12 protein-coding genes are annotated in these 14,551 nt (G+C 70.1%); 8 read left to right on the top strand and 4 right to left on the bottom strand.

Features of this window, described 5'->3' with window-relative positions:
• The first annotated feature begins 3 nt into the window (after window positions 1-3).
• Entirely contained in the window at window positions 4-138 is a 135-nt protein-coding gene (locus GVV76_RS10545; protein ID WP_268891757.1) for a hypothetical protein, read from the top strand.
• Here the strand turns inward: GVV76_RS10545 and GVV76_RS01950 are convergent.
• Complete coding sequence (locus GVV76_RS01950) at window positions 107-1,327, bottom strand: DNA polymerase III subunit delta' (protein WP_159624547.1); 1,221 nt, start codon at window positions 1,325-1,327, stop codon at window positions 107-109. The genes GVV76_RS10545 and GVV76_RS01950 overlap by 32 nt on opposite strands.
• On the bottom strand, window positions 1,324-2,085 hold the full coding sequence (gene tmk / locus GVV76_RS01945; protein ID WP_235905110.1) for a dTMP kinase: 762 nt from the start codon (window positions 2,083-2,085) through the stop codon (window positions 1,324-1,326). The genes GVV76_RS01950 and tmk overlap by 4 nt, the downstream gene beginning before the upstream one ends.
• A gap of 406 nt (window positions 2,086-2,491) precedes the next feature.
• On the opposite strand from tmk, the gene GVV76_RS01940 reads away from it, so the two are divergent.
• From GVV76_RS01940 to GVV76_RS01910, 7 genes are all read left to right on the top strand, one after another.
• Window positions 2,492-3,721 (top strand): arginine deiminase, encoded by a 1,230-nt coding sequence (locus GVV76_RS01940; RefSeq protein ID WP_159624545.1) that lies wholly within the window; start codon window positions 2,492-2,494, stop codon window positions 3,719-3,721.
• A 56-nt stretch (window positions 3,722-3,777) separates the two neighbouring features.
• Window positions 3,778-4,788, top strand: a complete 1,011-nt coding sequence (gene argF / locus GVV76_RS01935) for an ornithine carbamoyltransferase (protein ID WP_159522727.1) — start codon at window positions 3,778-3,780, stop codon at window positions 4,786-4,788.
• 3 nt (window positions 4,789-4,791) lie between these two features.
• Complete coding sequence (locus GVV76_RS01930; RefSeq protein ID WP_159522726.1) at window positions 4,792-5,757, top strand: carbamate kinase; 966 nt, start codon at window positions 4,792-4,794, stop codon at window positions 5,755-5,757.
• Window positions 5,758-5,904: 147 nt separating this feature from the next.
• Entirely contained in the window at window positions 5,905-7,032 is a 1,128-nt protein-coding gene (locus GVV76_RS01925) for a serine/threonine protein kinase (protein ID WP_159522725.1), read from the top strand.
• A 154-nt stretch (window positions 7,033-7,186) separates the two neighbouring features.
• Entirely contained in the window at window positions 7,187-8,215 is a 1,029-nt protein-coding gene (locus GVV76_RS01920; RefSeq protein ID WP_235905108.1) for a DMT family transporter, read from the top strand.
• Window positions 8,216-8,309: 94 nt separating this feature from the next.
• Entirely contained in the window at window positions 8,310-9,695 is a 1,386-nt protein-coding gene (locus GVV76_RS01915) for an MFS transporter (RefSeq protein WP_159624702.1), read from the top strand.
• Window positions 9,696-9,823: 128 nt separating this feature from the next.
• The gene (locus GVV76_RS01910; RefSeq protein ID WP_159522724.1) at window positions 9,824-10,429 is read left to right on the top strand and encodes a TetR/AcrR family transcriptional regulator; all 606 of its coding nucleotides are present in this window, start codon (window positions 9,824-9,826) and stop codon (window positions 10,427-10,429) included.
• 105 nt (window positions 10,430-10,534) lie between these two features.
• Here the strand turns inward: GVV76_RS01910 and GVV76_RS01905 are convergent, their stop codons facing one another.
• Window positions 10,535-10,918 carry a hypothetical protein gene (locus GVV76_RS01905; RefSeq protein ID WP_159624543.1) on the bottom strand — a complete coding sequence of 128 codons (384 nt, stop codon included), beginning with the start codon at window positions 10,916-10,918 and terminating at the stop codon, window positions 10,535-10,537.
• Window positions 10,919-11,546: 628 nt separating this feature from the next.
• On the bottom strand, window positions 11,547-14,480 hold the full coding sequence (gene topA / locus GVV76_RS01900) for a type I DNA topoisomerase (RefSeq protein ID WP_159624541.1): 2,934 nt from the start codon (window positions 14,478-14,480) through the stop codon (window positions 11,547-11,549).
• Window positions 14,481-14,551 lie beyond the last annotated feature (71 nt).

Here is a 14,551-nt window from a genome sequence, read left to right as displayed (position 1 = left end):
CGCATGAGCCGATCCGACGACGTCGCGCCACCCGCCGCTGATCCGCGCGCGCAGATCAAGGAGTTCCTCACCTCCCGCCGCGCGTGGGTCGGTCAGCGCGACGCCCTCAGCGCGCCTGGGGGCGCAACTGGATCATGAGGGCCTCGACGGCGAGCAGCGGCGCGGCGTTGGAGCGCAGCCTCCCGCGGCACTCCTCGATGGCGGCGATGCGCGCCAGTGACTGCTCCGGCCCGGTGGAGGCGGCCGCCCGCTCGATCTGCTCGGCCAGGTCGATGTTGACGCGTTCGACGTCACTGCCCATCTGCGCGGCCAGGACGTCGCGGTAGAAGGAGAGCAGGTCGATCATGGCCCGGTCGAGCACATCGGTCCGGGCCCTCTTGGCCCGCCGCTTCTGGTCCTCCTCCAAGGCGCGGATCTGCGCGCGCAGGGCGGGTGGCACGCGCCCCTCCCCCTCCAGGCCGAGGGCTCGCATGAGGTCGGCGCGCTCGGCGGCGTCGCGCTCAGCGGTGCGGGCCTGGGCCTCGGACTCGGCGCTCTCGACGAGGTCGGCGGCGGCGAGCACGGCATCACCCACGCTGCGCAGCGACACGGGGGCGCGCAGGAGGCGGCGACGGCGCTCCCAGGCGTCGGGGTCGGTGGCCAAGTGGCGGGCCAGGCCGATATGCGACTGGCTGGCGCGGGCCGCGCGGGCGGCGAGAGCGGGGTCGGCGCCGTCACGGCGCACGAGGAGGTCGGCGACGGCGCCCGCGGGCGGGATGCGCAGCGTGATCAGCCGGCAGCGCGAGCGGATGGTGGGCAGGACGTCGTCGGCGCTGGGGGTGCACAGGAGCCACACGGTCTGGGGCGGTGGCTCCTCGATGGACTTGAGCAGGACGTTCGTGGTGCGCTCGGCCATGCGATCGGCGTCCTCGACGAGGATGACCCGCCACCGGCCAGTCCAGGGGCGGCGCTGCGCCTCGCCGATGAGCTCCTTGACCTCGTCGAGGGTGATGATGAGCTTCTCGGTGGCCAGGCGCACGACGTCGGGGTGGGCGCCGCTCATGACGTCCCGGCAGGGCTTGCACTGGCCGCAGCCGGGCACGTCGCCAGCGCACTGGAGGGCGGCGGCGAAGGCGAGCGCGGCGTTGGAGCGGCCCGAGCCCGGAGGGCCGGTGATGAGCCAGGCGTGGGTCATGGCGGAACCGGGGCCGGTGGCGCTCGGGGGGTCCTCGGCCCCGCCGCTGGCCCGGGCCTCCCGCTGCTCGGCGAGGCCCCTGGCGGCCTCGGCCGCCCCGGACAGGGTGGAGATAACCGCCTCCTGCCCGACGACGTCGTCCCAGACGCTCATGCGCCCTTCCCCTCGGGGCCGCTCAGGCGCGCCGCGGCCTGGAGGAAAGCGGCATGCGCGTCCGGGGCAGCTCCCCGCGGAGCCGCTTCCACGCCCACCGCGCCGGGGCGGGCCTTCAGGAGCGCGGCGACGCGCTGGGTGACATCCTCGGCGACCTCCTCGATGGTCCGCCGGGCGTCGAGGACGGCGAAGCGCTCGGGCTCGGCGTCGGCCAGGGCGAGGAACTGCTCGCGCAGGGCGGCGCGGAAGGCCGCGCCCTCGCTCTCCAGGCGGTCCTTGGCGCCCCTAGCCCCGGTGCGGCGGTCGGCCACGGACGGGTCGGCGTCCAGGAGGATCGTCAGATCCGGGAGCAGGGAGCCGGTGGCCCATTCGGACAGGGACCGGACCTCGGCGGCCCCCAGGGAGCGGGCGGCGCCCTGGTAGGCGATGGAGGAGTCGAGGTAGCGGTCGGTGAGGACCACCTCGGAGCGGCCCAGGGCGGGGCGGATGACCTCGGCGACGTGCTGGGCGCGGTCGGCGGCGTAGAGCAGGGCCTCGGCGCGCGGGTCCACCGCTCCCCCGTGCAGGAGGAGGCGGCGGATCTGGGCCCCCAGATCGGTGCCGCCGGGCTCGCGGGTGAGGCGGTAGTTGATCCGGGCGGCCGCGAGCGCGGTGGCCAGGCGCTTGATCTGCGTGGTCTTGCCGACGCCGTCGCCCCCCTCGAAGGAGATGAGCAGGCCGGGGCGAGGCTGGGTCGCGGGCGAGGGGGCGTCGGTCACGGCTCCAGGGTAGCGGGGCCGCTTCCTGGCGGTGACGCTCCCGGTCCCCGCCTCGGCGACCACGGGATCAGCGCGCCCAGCACGCGCCGGATCTCGCGGGCGTGGGGCTCGCCGGGGCGGGAGCGGGTGGAGCGCTCAACGGACACCGGAGGATAGTGATGCATGTCACTTCTACTTGTAGACGCGCGTCACCATTGGTACGCTTGTACCAATGGTACGAACGTACCAATCCGGGAGGGTGACGCCGCCCTCCGGGAGCATCCGGGGCCCCGGGCCCCGCACCATTGCCACCCCTGAGACCACACCCTGAATCCATCACCGCATCAGCGCAGGGCGACGCAGCCCTGAGCCATCCCGCGGGCGCCCATGCCGGGCGCCGCGCCAGATTCCAGAGGAATAGGACGCGATGCTCACGCCATCCATCGACTCAGAGATCGGTCACCTCAAGACCGTCATCATCCACCGGCCCGGCAAGGAGATGCTGAGGCTGACCCCCGAGAACAAGGACGAGCTCCTCTTCGACGACGTCCTCTGGCTGGAGAGGGCCCAGCAGGAGCATGACGAGTTCGCGCGAGTGCTGCGCAGCCGTGGCGCCCAGGTGCTCTACCTGCAGGACCTGCTCGCCGAGACCCTGGAGATCCCCGAGGCGCGCGCCTTCCTGCTGGACGCCGTCCTATCCGAGGACTCCACGGGGCTGGCAGCCTCCCCCGCCATCCGCCAATGGGCCGAGAGCGTGGAGGCGCCCGCGCTCGCCGAGACCCTCATCGCTGGGATCACCAAGGAGGAGCTCCTCGAACGCATCCCGGGGGTCTCCTCGATGGTGCTGGCCTCGATGGACCCCGAGGACCTGCTGATCGGCCCCCTGCCCAACCACCTGTTCACCCGGGACACCTCCTCCTGGATCTACAACGGTGTGTCGATCAACTCCATGTCGCGCCGGGCTCGGCGCCGCGAGTCGCTCAACTATCGGGCCATCTACACCTGGCACCCGCTTTTCGCCGCCGGGGGCTTCCCCATCTGGTCCGACGGCACGGTCAGCCCCGCGCTGTCCACCGAGGGCGGGGACATCCAGATCATCGGCAACGGCGCCGTGCTCATCGGCGTCTCCGAGCGCACCTGCCCCCAGGGCGTGGAGCGCTTGGCCACCCAGCTCTTCGCCGGGGGCGTGCGCGAGATCATCGCCGTCAAGATGAGGAAGACGCGCGCCCAGATGCACCTGGACACCATCATGACGATGGTCGACCACGGCACCTTCACCAAGTACGCCGACGCGGGGATGCTCCCCACTTTCACCCTGCGCCCCGGTGAGCGCGAGGGCGCGGTGGACGTCATCGAGAATCCCGCCGAGGCCATGCACGAGGCCATCGCCGCCGCCCTGGGCATCGATGAGCTCAACGTGCTCACGACCCCCCAGGACAGCCGCGCGGCCGCCCGTGAGCAGTGGGACGACGGCGCCAACTCACTGGCCATCGCGCCCGGTGTGATCATCACCTACGAGCGCAACGTCAACACCAACGAGTACCTCACCTCCAAGGGCATCGAGGTGCTGACCATCCCCGGTAGCGAGCTTGGCCGCGGCCGCGGCGGCCCGCACTGCATGAGTTGCCCCGTTGTCCGCGAGCCCCTCGGCTCGTGACTACTCTTCCTCCCGTCGCCCACATTCACCTCAATTCCAATGAAGGACGGATCGACATGACCCACCCCCTGCACAACCGCCACTTCCTCAAGGAGACGGACTTCACCACCGCCGAGTGGATGAGCCTGCTGGACCTCGCCGCCCAGCTCAAGGCGGACAAGAAGGCCGGCAAGGAGGTCCAGCGCCTCAAGGGCAAGAACATCGCCCTCATCTTCGAGAAGACCTCCACGCGCACCCGCTGCTCCTTCGAGGTCGGCGCCGCCGATCAGGGGGCCCACACCACCTACCTCGACCCTTCCGGCTCGCAGTTGGGTCACAAGGAGTCCGTGGCGGACACCGCCCGCGTGCTCGGGCGCATGTACGACGGCATCGAGTACCGCGGTGACGACCAGGCCAAGGTCGAGACCCTGGCCGAGCTGTCCGGCGTGCCCGTGTGGAACGGTCTGACCGACGCCTGGCACCCCACCCAGATGCTCGCCGACCAGCTGACCATGATCGAGCTGGTGGACAAGCCGATCACCGAGATCTCCCTGGCGTACCTGGGCGACGCCCGCAACAACGTCGCCAACTCCCTGCTGGTCTCCGGCGCGCTGGTCGGCATGGACATCCGCCTGGTGGCGCCCAAGGAGCTCCAGCCCGAGGCCGAGGTCGTGGCCATCGCCGAGGGGCTCGCCGCCGTCTCCGGGGCCCGCATCACGATCACCGACGACGTCGACGAGGGCGTCAAGGGCGTCGACTACCTCTACACCGACGTGTGGGTCTCCATGGGCGAGCCCAAGGAGGTCTGGAACGAGCGCATCGCCCTGCTCAAGGACTACCAGGTCAACGGCGAGCTCGTGAAGCGCACCGGCAACGACGACGTCAAGTTCCTCCACTGCCTGCCGGCCTTCCACGACCGCAACACGAAGGTCGGCCAGCAGCTCTTCGAGGCCACCGGCATGGACGGCCTGGAGGTCACCGACGACGTCTTCGAGACCGAGCGCAACGTCTCCTTCCAGCAGGCCGAGAACCGCATGCACACCATCAAGGCCGTCATGGTCGCCACCTTGGGCGACTGGGAGGACTGACCCATGCGCATTGTCGCTGCCCTGGGCGGCAACGCCCTGATGCGCCGGGGGGACAAACCCGACGCCCGCACCCAGATCACCAATGTGCAGGCGGCCGCCAAGCAGTTGGCCCTGCTGGCCGAGAAGCACGAGCTCATCATCACCCACGGCAACGGCCCGCAGGTCGGCGTGCTCGCCCTGGAGTCCGCCAACGATGACCGCCTGAGCGAGTGCTACCCCTTCGACACCCTGGGCGCGGAGACCCAGGGGATGATCGGCTACTGGCTCCTCCAGGCCATGCAGAACGCCCTGCCCGGCAGGCAGGTCGCCTCCCTGTTGAGCCAGACCCTCGTCCTGGCCGGGGACCCGGCCTTCGCCAACCCGACGAAGTTCGTCGGCGAGGTCTACGACGAGGCCACCGCCAACAGGCTGGCCGCCGAGAGGGGCTGGACGGTCAAGAAGGACGGCGAGCACTTCCGCCGCGTCGTCGGTTCGCCCAGGCCCCAGCGCGTCATCGAGACCCGGATGGCCCGGGCCCTCCTCCACGCGGGCGCCGTCGTCATCTGCGCCGGCGGCGGGGGCGTGCCGGTCATCCGCAACGAGCACGGCAAGCTCCAGGGGGTCGAGGCGGTCATCGACAAGGACCTGACCGCCGCGGTGCTCGCCGAGCACCTCGATGCCGACGCCCTGCTCATCCTCACCGACGTCGACGGCGTCCAGGAGGGATTCGGGACACCGCAGGCCAAGCGGGTGGACCGCGCCACCCCGGCCTCGCTGCGCGCCATGGACCTGCCCGCAGGATCCATGGGCCCCAAGGTGGAGGCCGTGTGCCGCTTCGTGGAGCTCACGGGGGACATGGCCGCCATCGGCCGCCTCGAGGACGCCATCGGGATCATCGAGGGGGTCTCCGGGACGATCGTGACCCCGGGAGGGAACTACGGCGGGCCGGACGACATCCGGCCGCCGGTGCCCGACCGCACGACCAACTGACCGGGCGCCGATCGGCCGTCAGCGCCCGGAACGCCCACGAGCCCCAGGAAGGAGGACCTCTCTTCCGCTGAGCGGATCCGTCAACCATTCATTCGATGCATCGAAACCCGCGGCGCACCGCCGCACTCACAAAGGAGTGATTTCCCCATGACGAAGATCGTGAACTCGTGGAACGACTTCGACCCCCTCAAGCGCGTCATCGTCGGACGCGCCGACTTCTCAGTCATCCCGCCCGAGGAGCCCGCCACCAGCGAGAAGGTGCCGATCGACTCCGAGATGCGCGGTATGTGGGGCCCCCGCCCCACGGAGACCGTCGAGAAGGCGAACGCCCAGCTCGACTACCTCGCCAAGGTCTGTGAGGACCACGGCGTCATCGTCGACCGCCCGACCCCGCTCCAGTGGAACCAGCCCGTCATCACCCCGGACTTCCGCACCGACTCGATGATGACCTGCATGCCGCCCCGCGACATCCTGCTGACCATCGGCAACGAGATCATGGCCTCGGCCAACTCCTTCCGCTGCCGCTACTTCGAGTACCTGGCCTACTGGCCCCTCATGAAGAAGTACTTCGACGAGGACCCGGAGTTCAAGTGGACGCAGGCCCCCCGCCCGCGCCTGACCAACGCCTCCTACAAGCACAACTACTACGACGAGAAGATCTCGCTGGAGGAGCGCCTCGAGCGCACCGCCGCGAAGGACTTCGTCACCACCGAGGCCGAGCCCATGTGGGACGCGGCCGACGTCCTGCGGCTGGGCAAGGACCTGTTCATCCAGCACGGCCTGACCACCAACCGCACCGCGATGGAGTGGTTCAAGCGCTACTACCCGGACCTGCGCGTCCACGCCGTCAACTTCCCGGGTGACCCCTACCCGATCCACATCGACGCCACCTTCGTGCCGCTGCGGCCGGGACTCATCATCAACAACCCCCACCGCCACCTGCCCGAGGAGCAGAGGAAGATCTTCGAGGCCAACGACTGGCAGATCGTCGACGCCGCCATGCCGGCGCACGAGACCCCGCCGCCGCTGTGCTACTCCTCGGTGTGGCTGTCCATGAACTGCCTGGTCCTGGACCACAAGACCGTCATCTGCGAGGCCAGCGAGGTCCACCAGATGGAGCAGATGGACAAGCTCGGCATGAACGTCATCCCCGTCCCGTTCCGCGACGCCTACCCGTTCGGCGGTGCCCTGCACTGCGCGACGGCGGACGTCTACCGCGAGGGCGGCTGCGAGGACTACTTCCCGAACCAGGTCGAGGACCCGACCCTCGTCTGAGACACCGGGTCCCTGGGGGCCGGTGCCTGCCGGCCCCCAGGGACCATCCACCTGACCAGGCATTCGCGCCCGGTCCCTGTGCCCACCGGGGCCTTCCAGGCAACGGCGCCTGAACCGGATCCACCACGTGCAAGGACGCATAGGACGCACCCCAATGAACGACACCTCGACCACCCCTGATCTCAAGGCCGCCGGGTCCACCTACGTCATGGACAAGAAGCTCGGCGCCATCGCCATGCTCATCTCCGCCACAGGCATGGGCCTGGTGGGGACCTTCAGCCGGGGCGCCACCAATGGCCTCATACCCGATGACAAGGCCGTCATCGGCTCCTTCCTCGCCTCGGGCCGCATGCTCACGGGCGTGGTGGGCTTCACCATCCTGCTCCTCGCGACCCACAAGGCCGCGCTATTCCGCGCCACCCGGCTCAGCCCGGCCATCATCATGGGCGGGATCTCCATCGGCCTGTCGCTGGGCTGCTACATCTCCTCCACGCTGCTGACCACGATCGCCAACGCGGTCTTCCTCATCTACACCGGGCCCCTGTTCTGCACGATCCTGGCCAGGATCTTCCGCAAGGAGAAGATCAGCCGCCTCAACGGGCTCTTCCTGCTCATCGTGTTCGTCGGAATGCTCATGACGATCGGGATCATCGACTACAAGGACGGGGCGCTCTCCTTCGGGCTGGACCTGTCGGTGACCTCGGCCGAGTACCCGAAGAAGGCCATGGGGGACCTCCTGGGCCTGCTGTCCGGCGCCTTCTACGGCATGGCCCTGTTCTTCAACGGGTACCGCAAGGACGTGGACTCCATCGTCCGCGGCGTGTGGAACTTCGTGTGGGCCTCCGTCGCGGCGCTGAGCATGGCGCTCATCCTGCGCCCCTGGCACGGGGTGAGCGCCTTCACCGGCTCCAACTGGGGCTCGGCCGCGCTGCTGTTCGTCTTCAGCGGGCTGGTCGCCCTCGGGTTCCTCGTCGTGGCGGGAAGGAACCTGCCCGCCGTGGAGATGTCCACGATCTCCTACTGGGAGTGCCCGGTGGCGATCGTCTGCGGCCTGCTGATCTTCCACGAGCAGTTGACCCCGATCGGTATGATCGGTGGAGCCCTGATCGTGGGAGGAGGCTTCGCCCCGATCATCGTCGATGCTCTCGCTCGAGCCGGTAAACGCTCTGTCGCTACCGCCTGACCTCATCGACGGCCGCCCCCGTATCGCCATGGCGCGAGGGGCGGCCGTCGCCACTGAACAGCCCCTGACAGTCCACGAACCCGGAGAGATGCCCATGACCGCCGACGGTAGTACTGCCCCTCCCCCCTCAACCGCGATCCCCAGCAGCGCCCAGGGGGCGACAGTACGCCGAGCGGCGGCGGCGTCCTTCATCGGAAACTTCATCGAGTGGTTCGACTACGCCTCTTACGGATACCTCGCCGTCGTCATCGGCAAGGTCTTCTTCCCCGAGAGCGACACCTCCGTCCAGCTCATGTCCACCTTCGCCGTCTTCGCGATGTCCTTCCTCCTTCGGCCCATCGGCGCCGTCGTCTGGGGAGCCTGGGGGGACAGGTTCGGGCGGCGCTGGGCGCTGTCGTGGTCGATCCTCATCATGTCCGGCTCCACCTTCCTCATCGCCTTCCTGCCCGGGTACTCGATGATCGGGCTGGGCGCCGCCATCCTCCTGCTGCTCCTGCGGCTCATCCAGGGATTCTCCGCCTCCGGCGAGTACGCGGGCGCGGGCACCTTCCTGGCCGAGTACGCCCCCACGGGCAGGCGCGGCCTGTACACCTGCCTCGTGCCCGCCTCCACGGCGACCGGGCTGCTCGCGGGCTCCACCCTGGTGGCCCTGCTCCACTGGCTCCTCGACGACGCCTCCATGGAGTCCTGGGGCTGGCGCGTCCCGTTCCTGCTGGCCGGCCCCCTGGGCGTCGTCGGTCGCTACATCCGGGTGCACCTGGAGGACTCCCCCGCCTTCCAGGAGATGAGCGCGCAGCTCGAGGCCGCCGCCGGCCCGTCGCAGCGCACGCCCGTGCTCGATGTCCTGAGCAGGCACGGCCGGACGGTGGCGATCGCCTTCGGGGTCTCCTGCCTCAACGCCGTCGGCTTCTACCTGCTGCTGAGCTACATGCCCACCTACCTGCAGGAGGAGATCGGCATCGGGAAGAGCACCTCCAACCTGCTGACCTCAATCATGCTCTGCGGCTACATCTCCTCGATCTTCGTCATGGGGCACTTCTCGGACACCATTGGGCGCCGCAAGATGCTCATCGGCGCCTGCGTGGCCTTCATCGCGCTGTCCGTGCCACTGTTCTGGATCATGAAGGGCGGCGACATCTGGGTCATCCTCGCCTGCGAGTTGATCTTCGCTGTCATCCTGACCGCCAATGACGGGACCCTGGCCACCTTCCTCGCCGAGTCCTTCCCCACCGAGGTGCGCTACTCCGGCTTCGCCCTGTCCTTCAACACGGCGAACGCCCTCTTCGGCGGCACGGCGCCCTTCCTCGCTACCTGGCTCATCTCCGTCACCGGCTCCCCACTGGCGCCCGCGGTCTACCTCAGCGTCGTAGCGCTGGCCGCGCTGGGCGCGATGATCGTGGCGCCGGAGCACTCCGACGCCGACCTCACCGCCTTCACCGAGGAGGGCGCGAAGTCCGCGGCATCCTTGCCATCGCGCTGAGTGGCCTCGCCCCCCCGCCGACGGCGGACGGCCAGCGGGCGCGAGATCTCGCGGCTCCTGGGGCCGACTCACACGCCGTCATCTGGATTCACATCCCCACGGCGCCGTTTTGGCCTTATCGTGTCAGCATGTGCAGCGCCGTGGAAACAACCAGTGACCGGCGGGAGAAGGCGTCGACTGCCAAGGGGGAGGCCCGCAGGCAGGCGATTATCGACGCCGCGGCCGCCATCATCCGCGAATCCGGCCCGAAGGAAGTCACTCATCGGGCCGTGGCCCAGCGCGCCGGGTGCTCACTGTCGGCCACCACGTACTACTTCGACGGCCTCGACGATCTCCTCCACCAGGCCGGCCTGCTCAACATCAGCCTGTGGGCCGCGCGCGCGGAGCGGGTGGCCGACGCCGTAGAGGCCCTGGAGGAGCGGCCCGGCCTCGATGAGCGGATCGAGTTCCTGCTGCGCGCCACCCTGCCCGAGAAGGGCCCGTACCTGGGCCACTACCTCCAGTTGATCTCCGCCGGGGCCTCGGCGCCAGTCGGGTCGGCCTACCGCGAGGGGCGCCAGCGGCTCAACGCCGCCATCAGCCGCATCGCGGAGAGCTTCTCGCTGCGCTACTCGGCCGAGATCATCATCGCGGTCGTGGACGGCGCCGTCGTCACCGCGCTGTCCGAGCGCCGCGACGTGCGCGAGACCGCGGCCGCCCTCGTCCGCGCCCTCGCCGAGACCGGTCGAAAATAGGAGCGAGACCGGTCGAAAATAGGAGCGAGACCGGTCGAAATTAAGAGCGAGACCGGTCTCGGCGAGGAGCGCGTGGCGCGCTCGGGCGTGATGGTGGCCGGGTCATCACCCCCGGCGCAGCGTCCCGGAGGGCGGCAACAGGACACCATCAGTGAGGGTGACGACCGTTCCGCAGGACTCGATCGGCTTGGCGGCATCGATGCTGGGGAAGCGTCCCACGCGCGGCGCCTTGGGCAGCGGCTCAGCCTTCACGGTGCGGTTCCGGGTCGGCGAGACGACCAGCGCTGTGCCGTCGCCGTTGTTGGTGATGCTCAACTTGCCGTCGGTGTAGAGGCCTGCACCGTGACGGTCGTTGATCACCGAGGACTGACCGTTGTTCGTCACCACGCCGTCGTCGCCGCTGACGACCGTGGAGCCGCCGGCGAGGACGCCCGGCTCATTGCAGCGTGCCGGGGAGACGGTGATGCCCGCCCGGGAAGTCAGCGGCATCGTCAGGTCCGGGGTGAGGCGGCCGGTGGAGGCGGTCCGGTCAGCCCTTGTCCGTGGTGGCGCCGGGGGTGGCGGATGGCCTCGCGCTCGCACCGGTCGTGGCCGTCTCGTTGGGGCTGGTGATGGGATGAGGAGGCCAGCTGATGTGCAGCAGCGCCCAGCTGGTCTGGCTGCCCGGCGCACGCCCGGACCGACCAGGGTGGGTCTCCAGCACGGCGACGGTGCACGAGCCAACCACACCGCTCGTACCATCCATCCTCAAGAAACTCACTCACAACCTCACCGGATTCATCAGCCGACCAGACCTGCACCTTAGCGCCACCGGTCTCCACCGAGAACAGCACTGCCCTCCAGCCGTGCCGGCAACTCGTTGCCCTTCGAGTCCTTGGGGTGGTCGTCGTGCAGAGGATTCTCATCCCAGGGCGACCAAGGCTCCCCCCTGCGAACTGAGCGCGACGGCGTGCCCCCGCTCGATTTCCCACCTTGAGGCCGGCCGCGCTGTAACTGCCCGTGGAACGGCTCGTTGACGGCTTTCCGGTGAGCGCCTCCATGCCGTTGCTCGCCCAGCCGCACTCGTGCGCACCCTCGCGAGGACCGGTCTCGCTCCTATTTTCGACCGGTCTCGCTCCTATTTTCGACCGGTCTCGGCGGAGGGGGACTTCTTCTTGGCTGTCGTCGTCTTCTTCGTGGCGGTCTTGCGGGTGGCGCGCTTCTTGGCGGGGCCCTTGGCGCGCTTCTCGGCGAGGAGCTCGTAGGCGCGCTCGGGGGTGACGGTGGCCGGGTCATCACCCCGGCGCAGCGTCACGTTCGTCTCGCCGTCGGTGAAGTAAGGGCCGAAGCGCCCATCCTTGATGACCACGGGCTTGCCGGTGGCCGGGTCCGTGCCGAGCTCGCGCAGGGGCCCGCGCGCGGCGGCCTGGCCGCGGCGGGTCTTGGGCTGGGCGAAGAGCGCGAGCGCCTCCTCCAGGGTGACCGTGAAGATCTGCTCCTCGGTGGCCAGGGAGCGCGAGTCCGTCCCCTTCTTCAGGTACGGCCCGAAGCGCCCGTTCTGCGCAGTGATGTCCACGCCCTCGGCATCCTGGCCCACCACGCGCGGCAGGCTCAGCAGGTCGAGCGCCTGCTCCAGGGTGACGGTGGACAGGTCCATGGACTTCAGCAGGCTCGCCGTGCGCGGCTTGGGCCCGGCAGCCTTCTTCGTGGTCCGCTTCTTCTTCGCCCCCGACGACGACGCCTCCTCCGCGTCGGCCCCGCCCTCCGGGGCGGGCAGCACCTCAGTGACGTAGGGCCCGTAGCGCCCGTCCTTGGCGATGATCGTGTGGCCGGTGGACGGGTCGACGCCGAGCTCGCGGCCGTCGTCGGCGGCGCGGGCGAAGAGCTCACGGGCGCGCTCAACGGTCAGCTCATCCGGGGCGAGGTCGGCGGGCACGTTGGCGCGCTTGCCGTCGTCGGACTCCAGGTAAGGGCCGTAGCGGCCCACGCGCAGGGTCATGCCCTCGCCGATCGGCACGGAATTGATGGCCCGGGCATCGATCTCGCCGAGGGTGTCGAGCATGGCGCGCAGGCCGCGCTCGCCATCCTGGCCCGTTCCCCCGGCGCTCCCAGCATCCCGCGCGGCCCCCGACGAGCCCGCCCCGTCCGCCCCGAAGTAGAAGCGGGCCAGCCAAGCGACCCGGTCGGCCTCCCCGGCGGCGATGCGGTCGAGGTCGGCCTCCATGGAGGCGGTGAAGTCGTAGTCCACCAGCTCGGCGAAGTTCTCCTCCAGCAGGCGCGTGACGGCGAAGGCCAGCCAGGTGGGCACGAGGGCCTGTCCCCGGTGATCGACATAGCCGCGATCGGAGATGGTGGACATGGTGGCGGCGTAAGTGGAGGGGCGGCCGATCTCGCGCTCCTCCAGGGCCTTGACCAAGGAGGCCTCGGTGTAGCGCGGGGGCGGCGTGGTCTCGTGCCCGGCGGCCTCGGCGCCGAGGGCCGCGAGTTCCTGCCCGGCGATCATGGCGGGCAGGCGCGCCTCGCGCGACTGCGCGCCCCCACCACCGGCCCCAGCACCCGCAGCGCCCCCGGCGCCCGCGCCGCCAACCTCGCCGCCGCTCACGGCCTCACCGGCACTGCCCGCGACGGCCTCGGAGTAGCGCTCGGCGTCGCGCCCCTCCTCGTAGGCGGCCAGGAATCCGCGGAAGGTGATGACGGTGCCCGAGGCGGTGAGGGACGCGGTGGAGAAGGTGTGCCCGGAGTCGCGCGAGCCGCCATCGGCGGGCGCCAGGGGCACCTCCACGCGGACGGTTGCGGTGGAGCCGACGGCGTCGGCCATCTGCGAGGCGACGGTCCGCTTCCAGATGAGCTCGTAGAGGCGGAACTGCGCGCCGCTGAGCTCGCCGCTGACCTGCGCGGGGGTGCGGAAGTGGTCGCCGGCGGGCCGGATGGCCTCGTGGGCCTCCTGGGCGCCCTTGGTCTTCGCGGCGTAGACGCGCGGCTTGGCGGGCACGTACTCGGGCCCGTAGAGCTCGGCGACCTGCGCGCGGGCGGCGGCCACGGCCTGGCCGGAGAGCACCGTGGAGTCGGTGCGCATGTAGGTGATGAAGCCGTTCTCGTACAGGCCCTGCGCCACGCGCATGGTCTCACGCGGGTTCATGCGGAGCTTGCGGGAGGCCTCCTGCTGGAGGGTGGAGGTGGTGAAGGGAGCGGCGGGACGCCGCTTGTAGGGCTTCTCCTCCACCTCGGCCACGCGTGGGACGGCGCGCATGACGGCCTCGGCGATGGCCTTGGCCGCGCCCTCGTGGAGGTGGACGGTGCTCGCCTTGCGGGCCGACGCCGTCAGCTCGCCGCCGTCGGTGAAGTCGCGCCCGGTGGCCACGCGGCGCCCGTCGAGAGCGGCCAGGCGGGCGGTGAAGGAGCCCTCGGCGCGAGCGGCCTCATCGAGCCCGCCCAGGCCCGTGCTCAGGCGGGCCTCAACGCCCCAGTAGCCGGCGGGCACGAAGGCCATGCGCTCGCGCTCGCGCTCCACCACGAGGCGGGTGGCCACGGACTGCACGCGCCCGGCGGACAGGCCCGCGCGGACCTTGCGCCACAGGACGGGGCTGACCTCGTAGCCGACGAGCCGGTCGAGGATGCGGCGGGTCTCCTGGGCGTCCACGCGGTGGGAGTCGATGTCCCGCGTGGAGTCCAGGGCGCGGGTGACCGCCTCCTTGGTGATCTCGGTGAAGGTCATGCGCTTGACCGGCACCTTGGGCTTGAGGACCTCCAGGAGGTGCCAGGCGATGGCCTCGCCCTCGCGGTCGTCGTCGGTGGCCAGATAGAGCTCGTCGGCCTCCTTGAGGGCCTTCTTGAGCTGGGTGACGGTCTTCTTCTTGTCGGGGTTGACGACATAGTACGGCTTGAACCCGTCCTCGACGTCGACGGCGAAGCGCCCGTAGGGGCCCTTCTTCTCCGCCGCCGGCAGCTCGGAGGGCTGGGCGAGGTCGCGGATATGGCCCACGGAGGCCTCAACATCGAAATCGGGGCCCAGGTATCCGGCGATCGAGCGGACCTTGTTGGGGGACTCGACGATGACGAGCTTGCGGGGCACGGGGGAACCTTCCTGCGACGTTGGGAAACCGCCGCGCGCGCAGCAGCGGACGGCACAACCTCGACGCCCCT

Origin of the sequence: Actinomyces sp. zg296 (genome assembly GCF_009829695.1) — a bacterium.
Taxonomy (GTDB): domain Bacteria; phylum Actinomycetota; class Actinomycetes; order Actinomycetales; family Actinomycetaceae; genus Actinomyces; species Actinomyces marmotae.
Note: the sequence above shows the minus strand (reverse complement) of the source record. Positions and strands in the feature narration are given on the sequence as shown.

Coding starts and splice junctions, on each gene's coding strand:
- GVV76_RS01950 (WP_159624547.1), bottom strand. CDS start 1,327: ATGAGCGTCTGGGACGACGTCGTCGGGCAGGAGGCGGTTATCTCCACC.
- GVV76_RS01925 (WP_159522725.1), top strand. CDS start 5,905: ATGACGAAGATCGTGAACTCGTGGAACGACTTCGACCCCCTCAAGCGC.
- GVV76_RS01940 (WP_159624545.1), top strand. CDS start 2,492: ATGCTCACGCCATCCATCGACTCAGAGATCGGTCACCTCAAGACCGTC.
- GVV76_RS01910 (WP_159522724.1), top strand. CDS start 9,824: ATGTGCAGCGCCGTGGAAACAACCAGTGACCGGCGGGAGAAGGCGTCG.
- GVV76_RS01930 (WP_159522726.1), top strand. CDS start 4,792: ATGCGCATTGTCGCTGCCCTGGGCGGCAACGCCCTGATGCGCCGGGGG.
- GVV76_RS01920 (WP_235905108.1), top strand. CDS start 7,187: ATGAACGACACCTCGACCACCCCTGATCTCAAGGCCGCCGGGTCCACC.
- GVV76_RS10545 (WP_268891757.1), top strand. CDS start 4: ATGAGCCGATCCGACGACGTCGCGCCACCCGCCGCTGATCCGCGCGCG.
- GVV76_RS01915 (WP_159624702.1), top strand. CDS start 8,310: ATGACCGCCGACGGTAGTACTGCCCCTCCCCCCTCAACCGCGATCCCC.
- argF (WP_159522727.1), top strand. CDS start 3,778: ATGACCCACCCCCTGCACAACCGCCACTTCCTCAAGGAGACGGACTTC.
- GVV76_RS01905 (WP_159624543.1), bottom strand. CDS start 10,918: ATGCCGCTGACTTCCCGGGCGGGCATCACCGTCTCCCCGGCACGCTGC.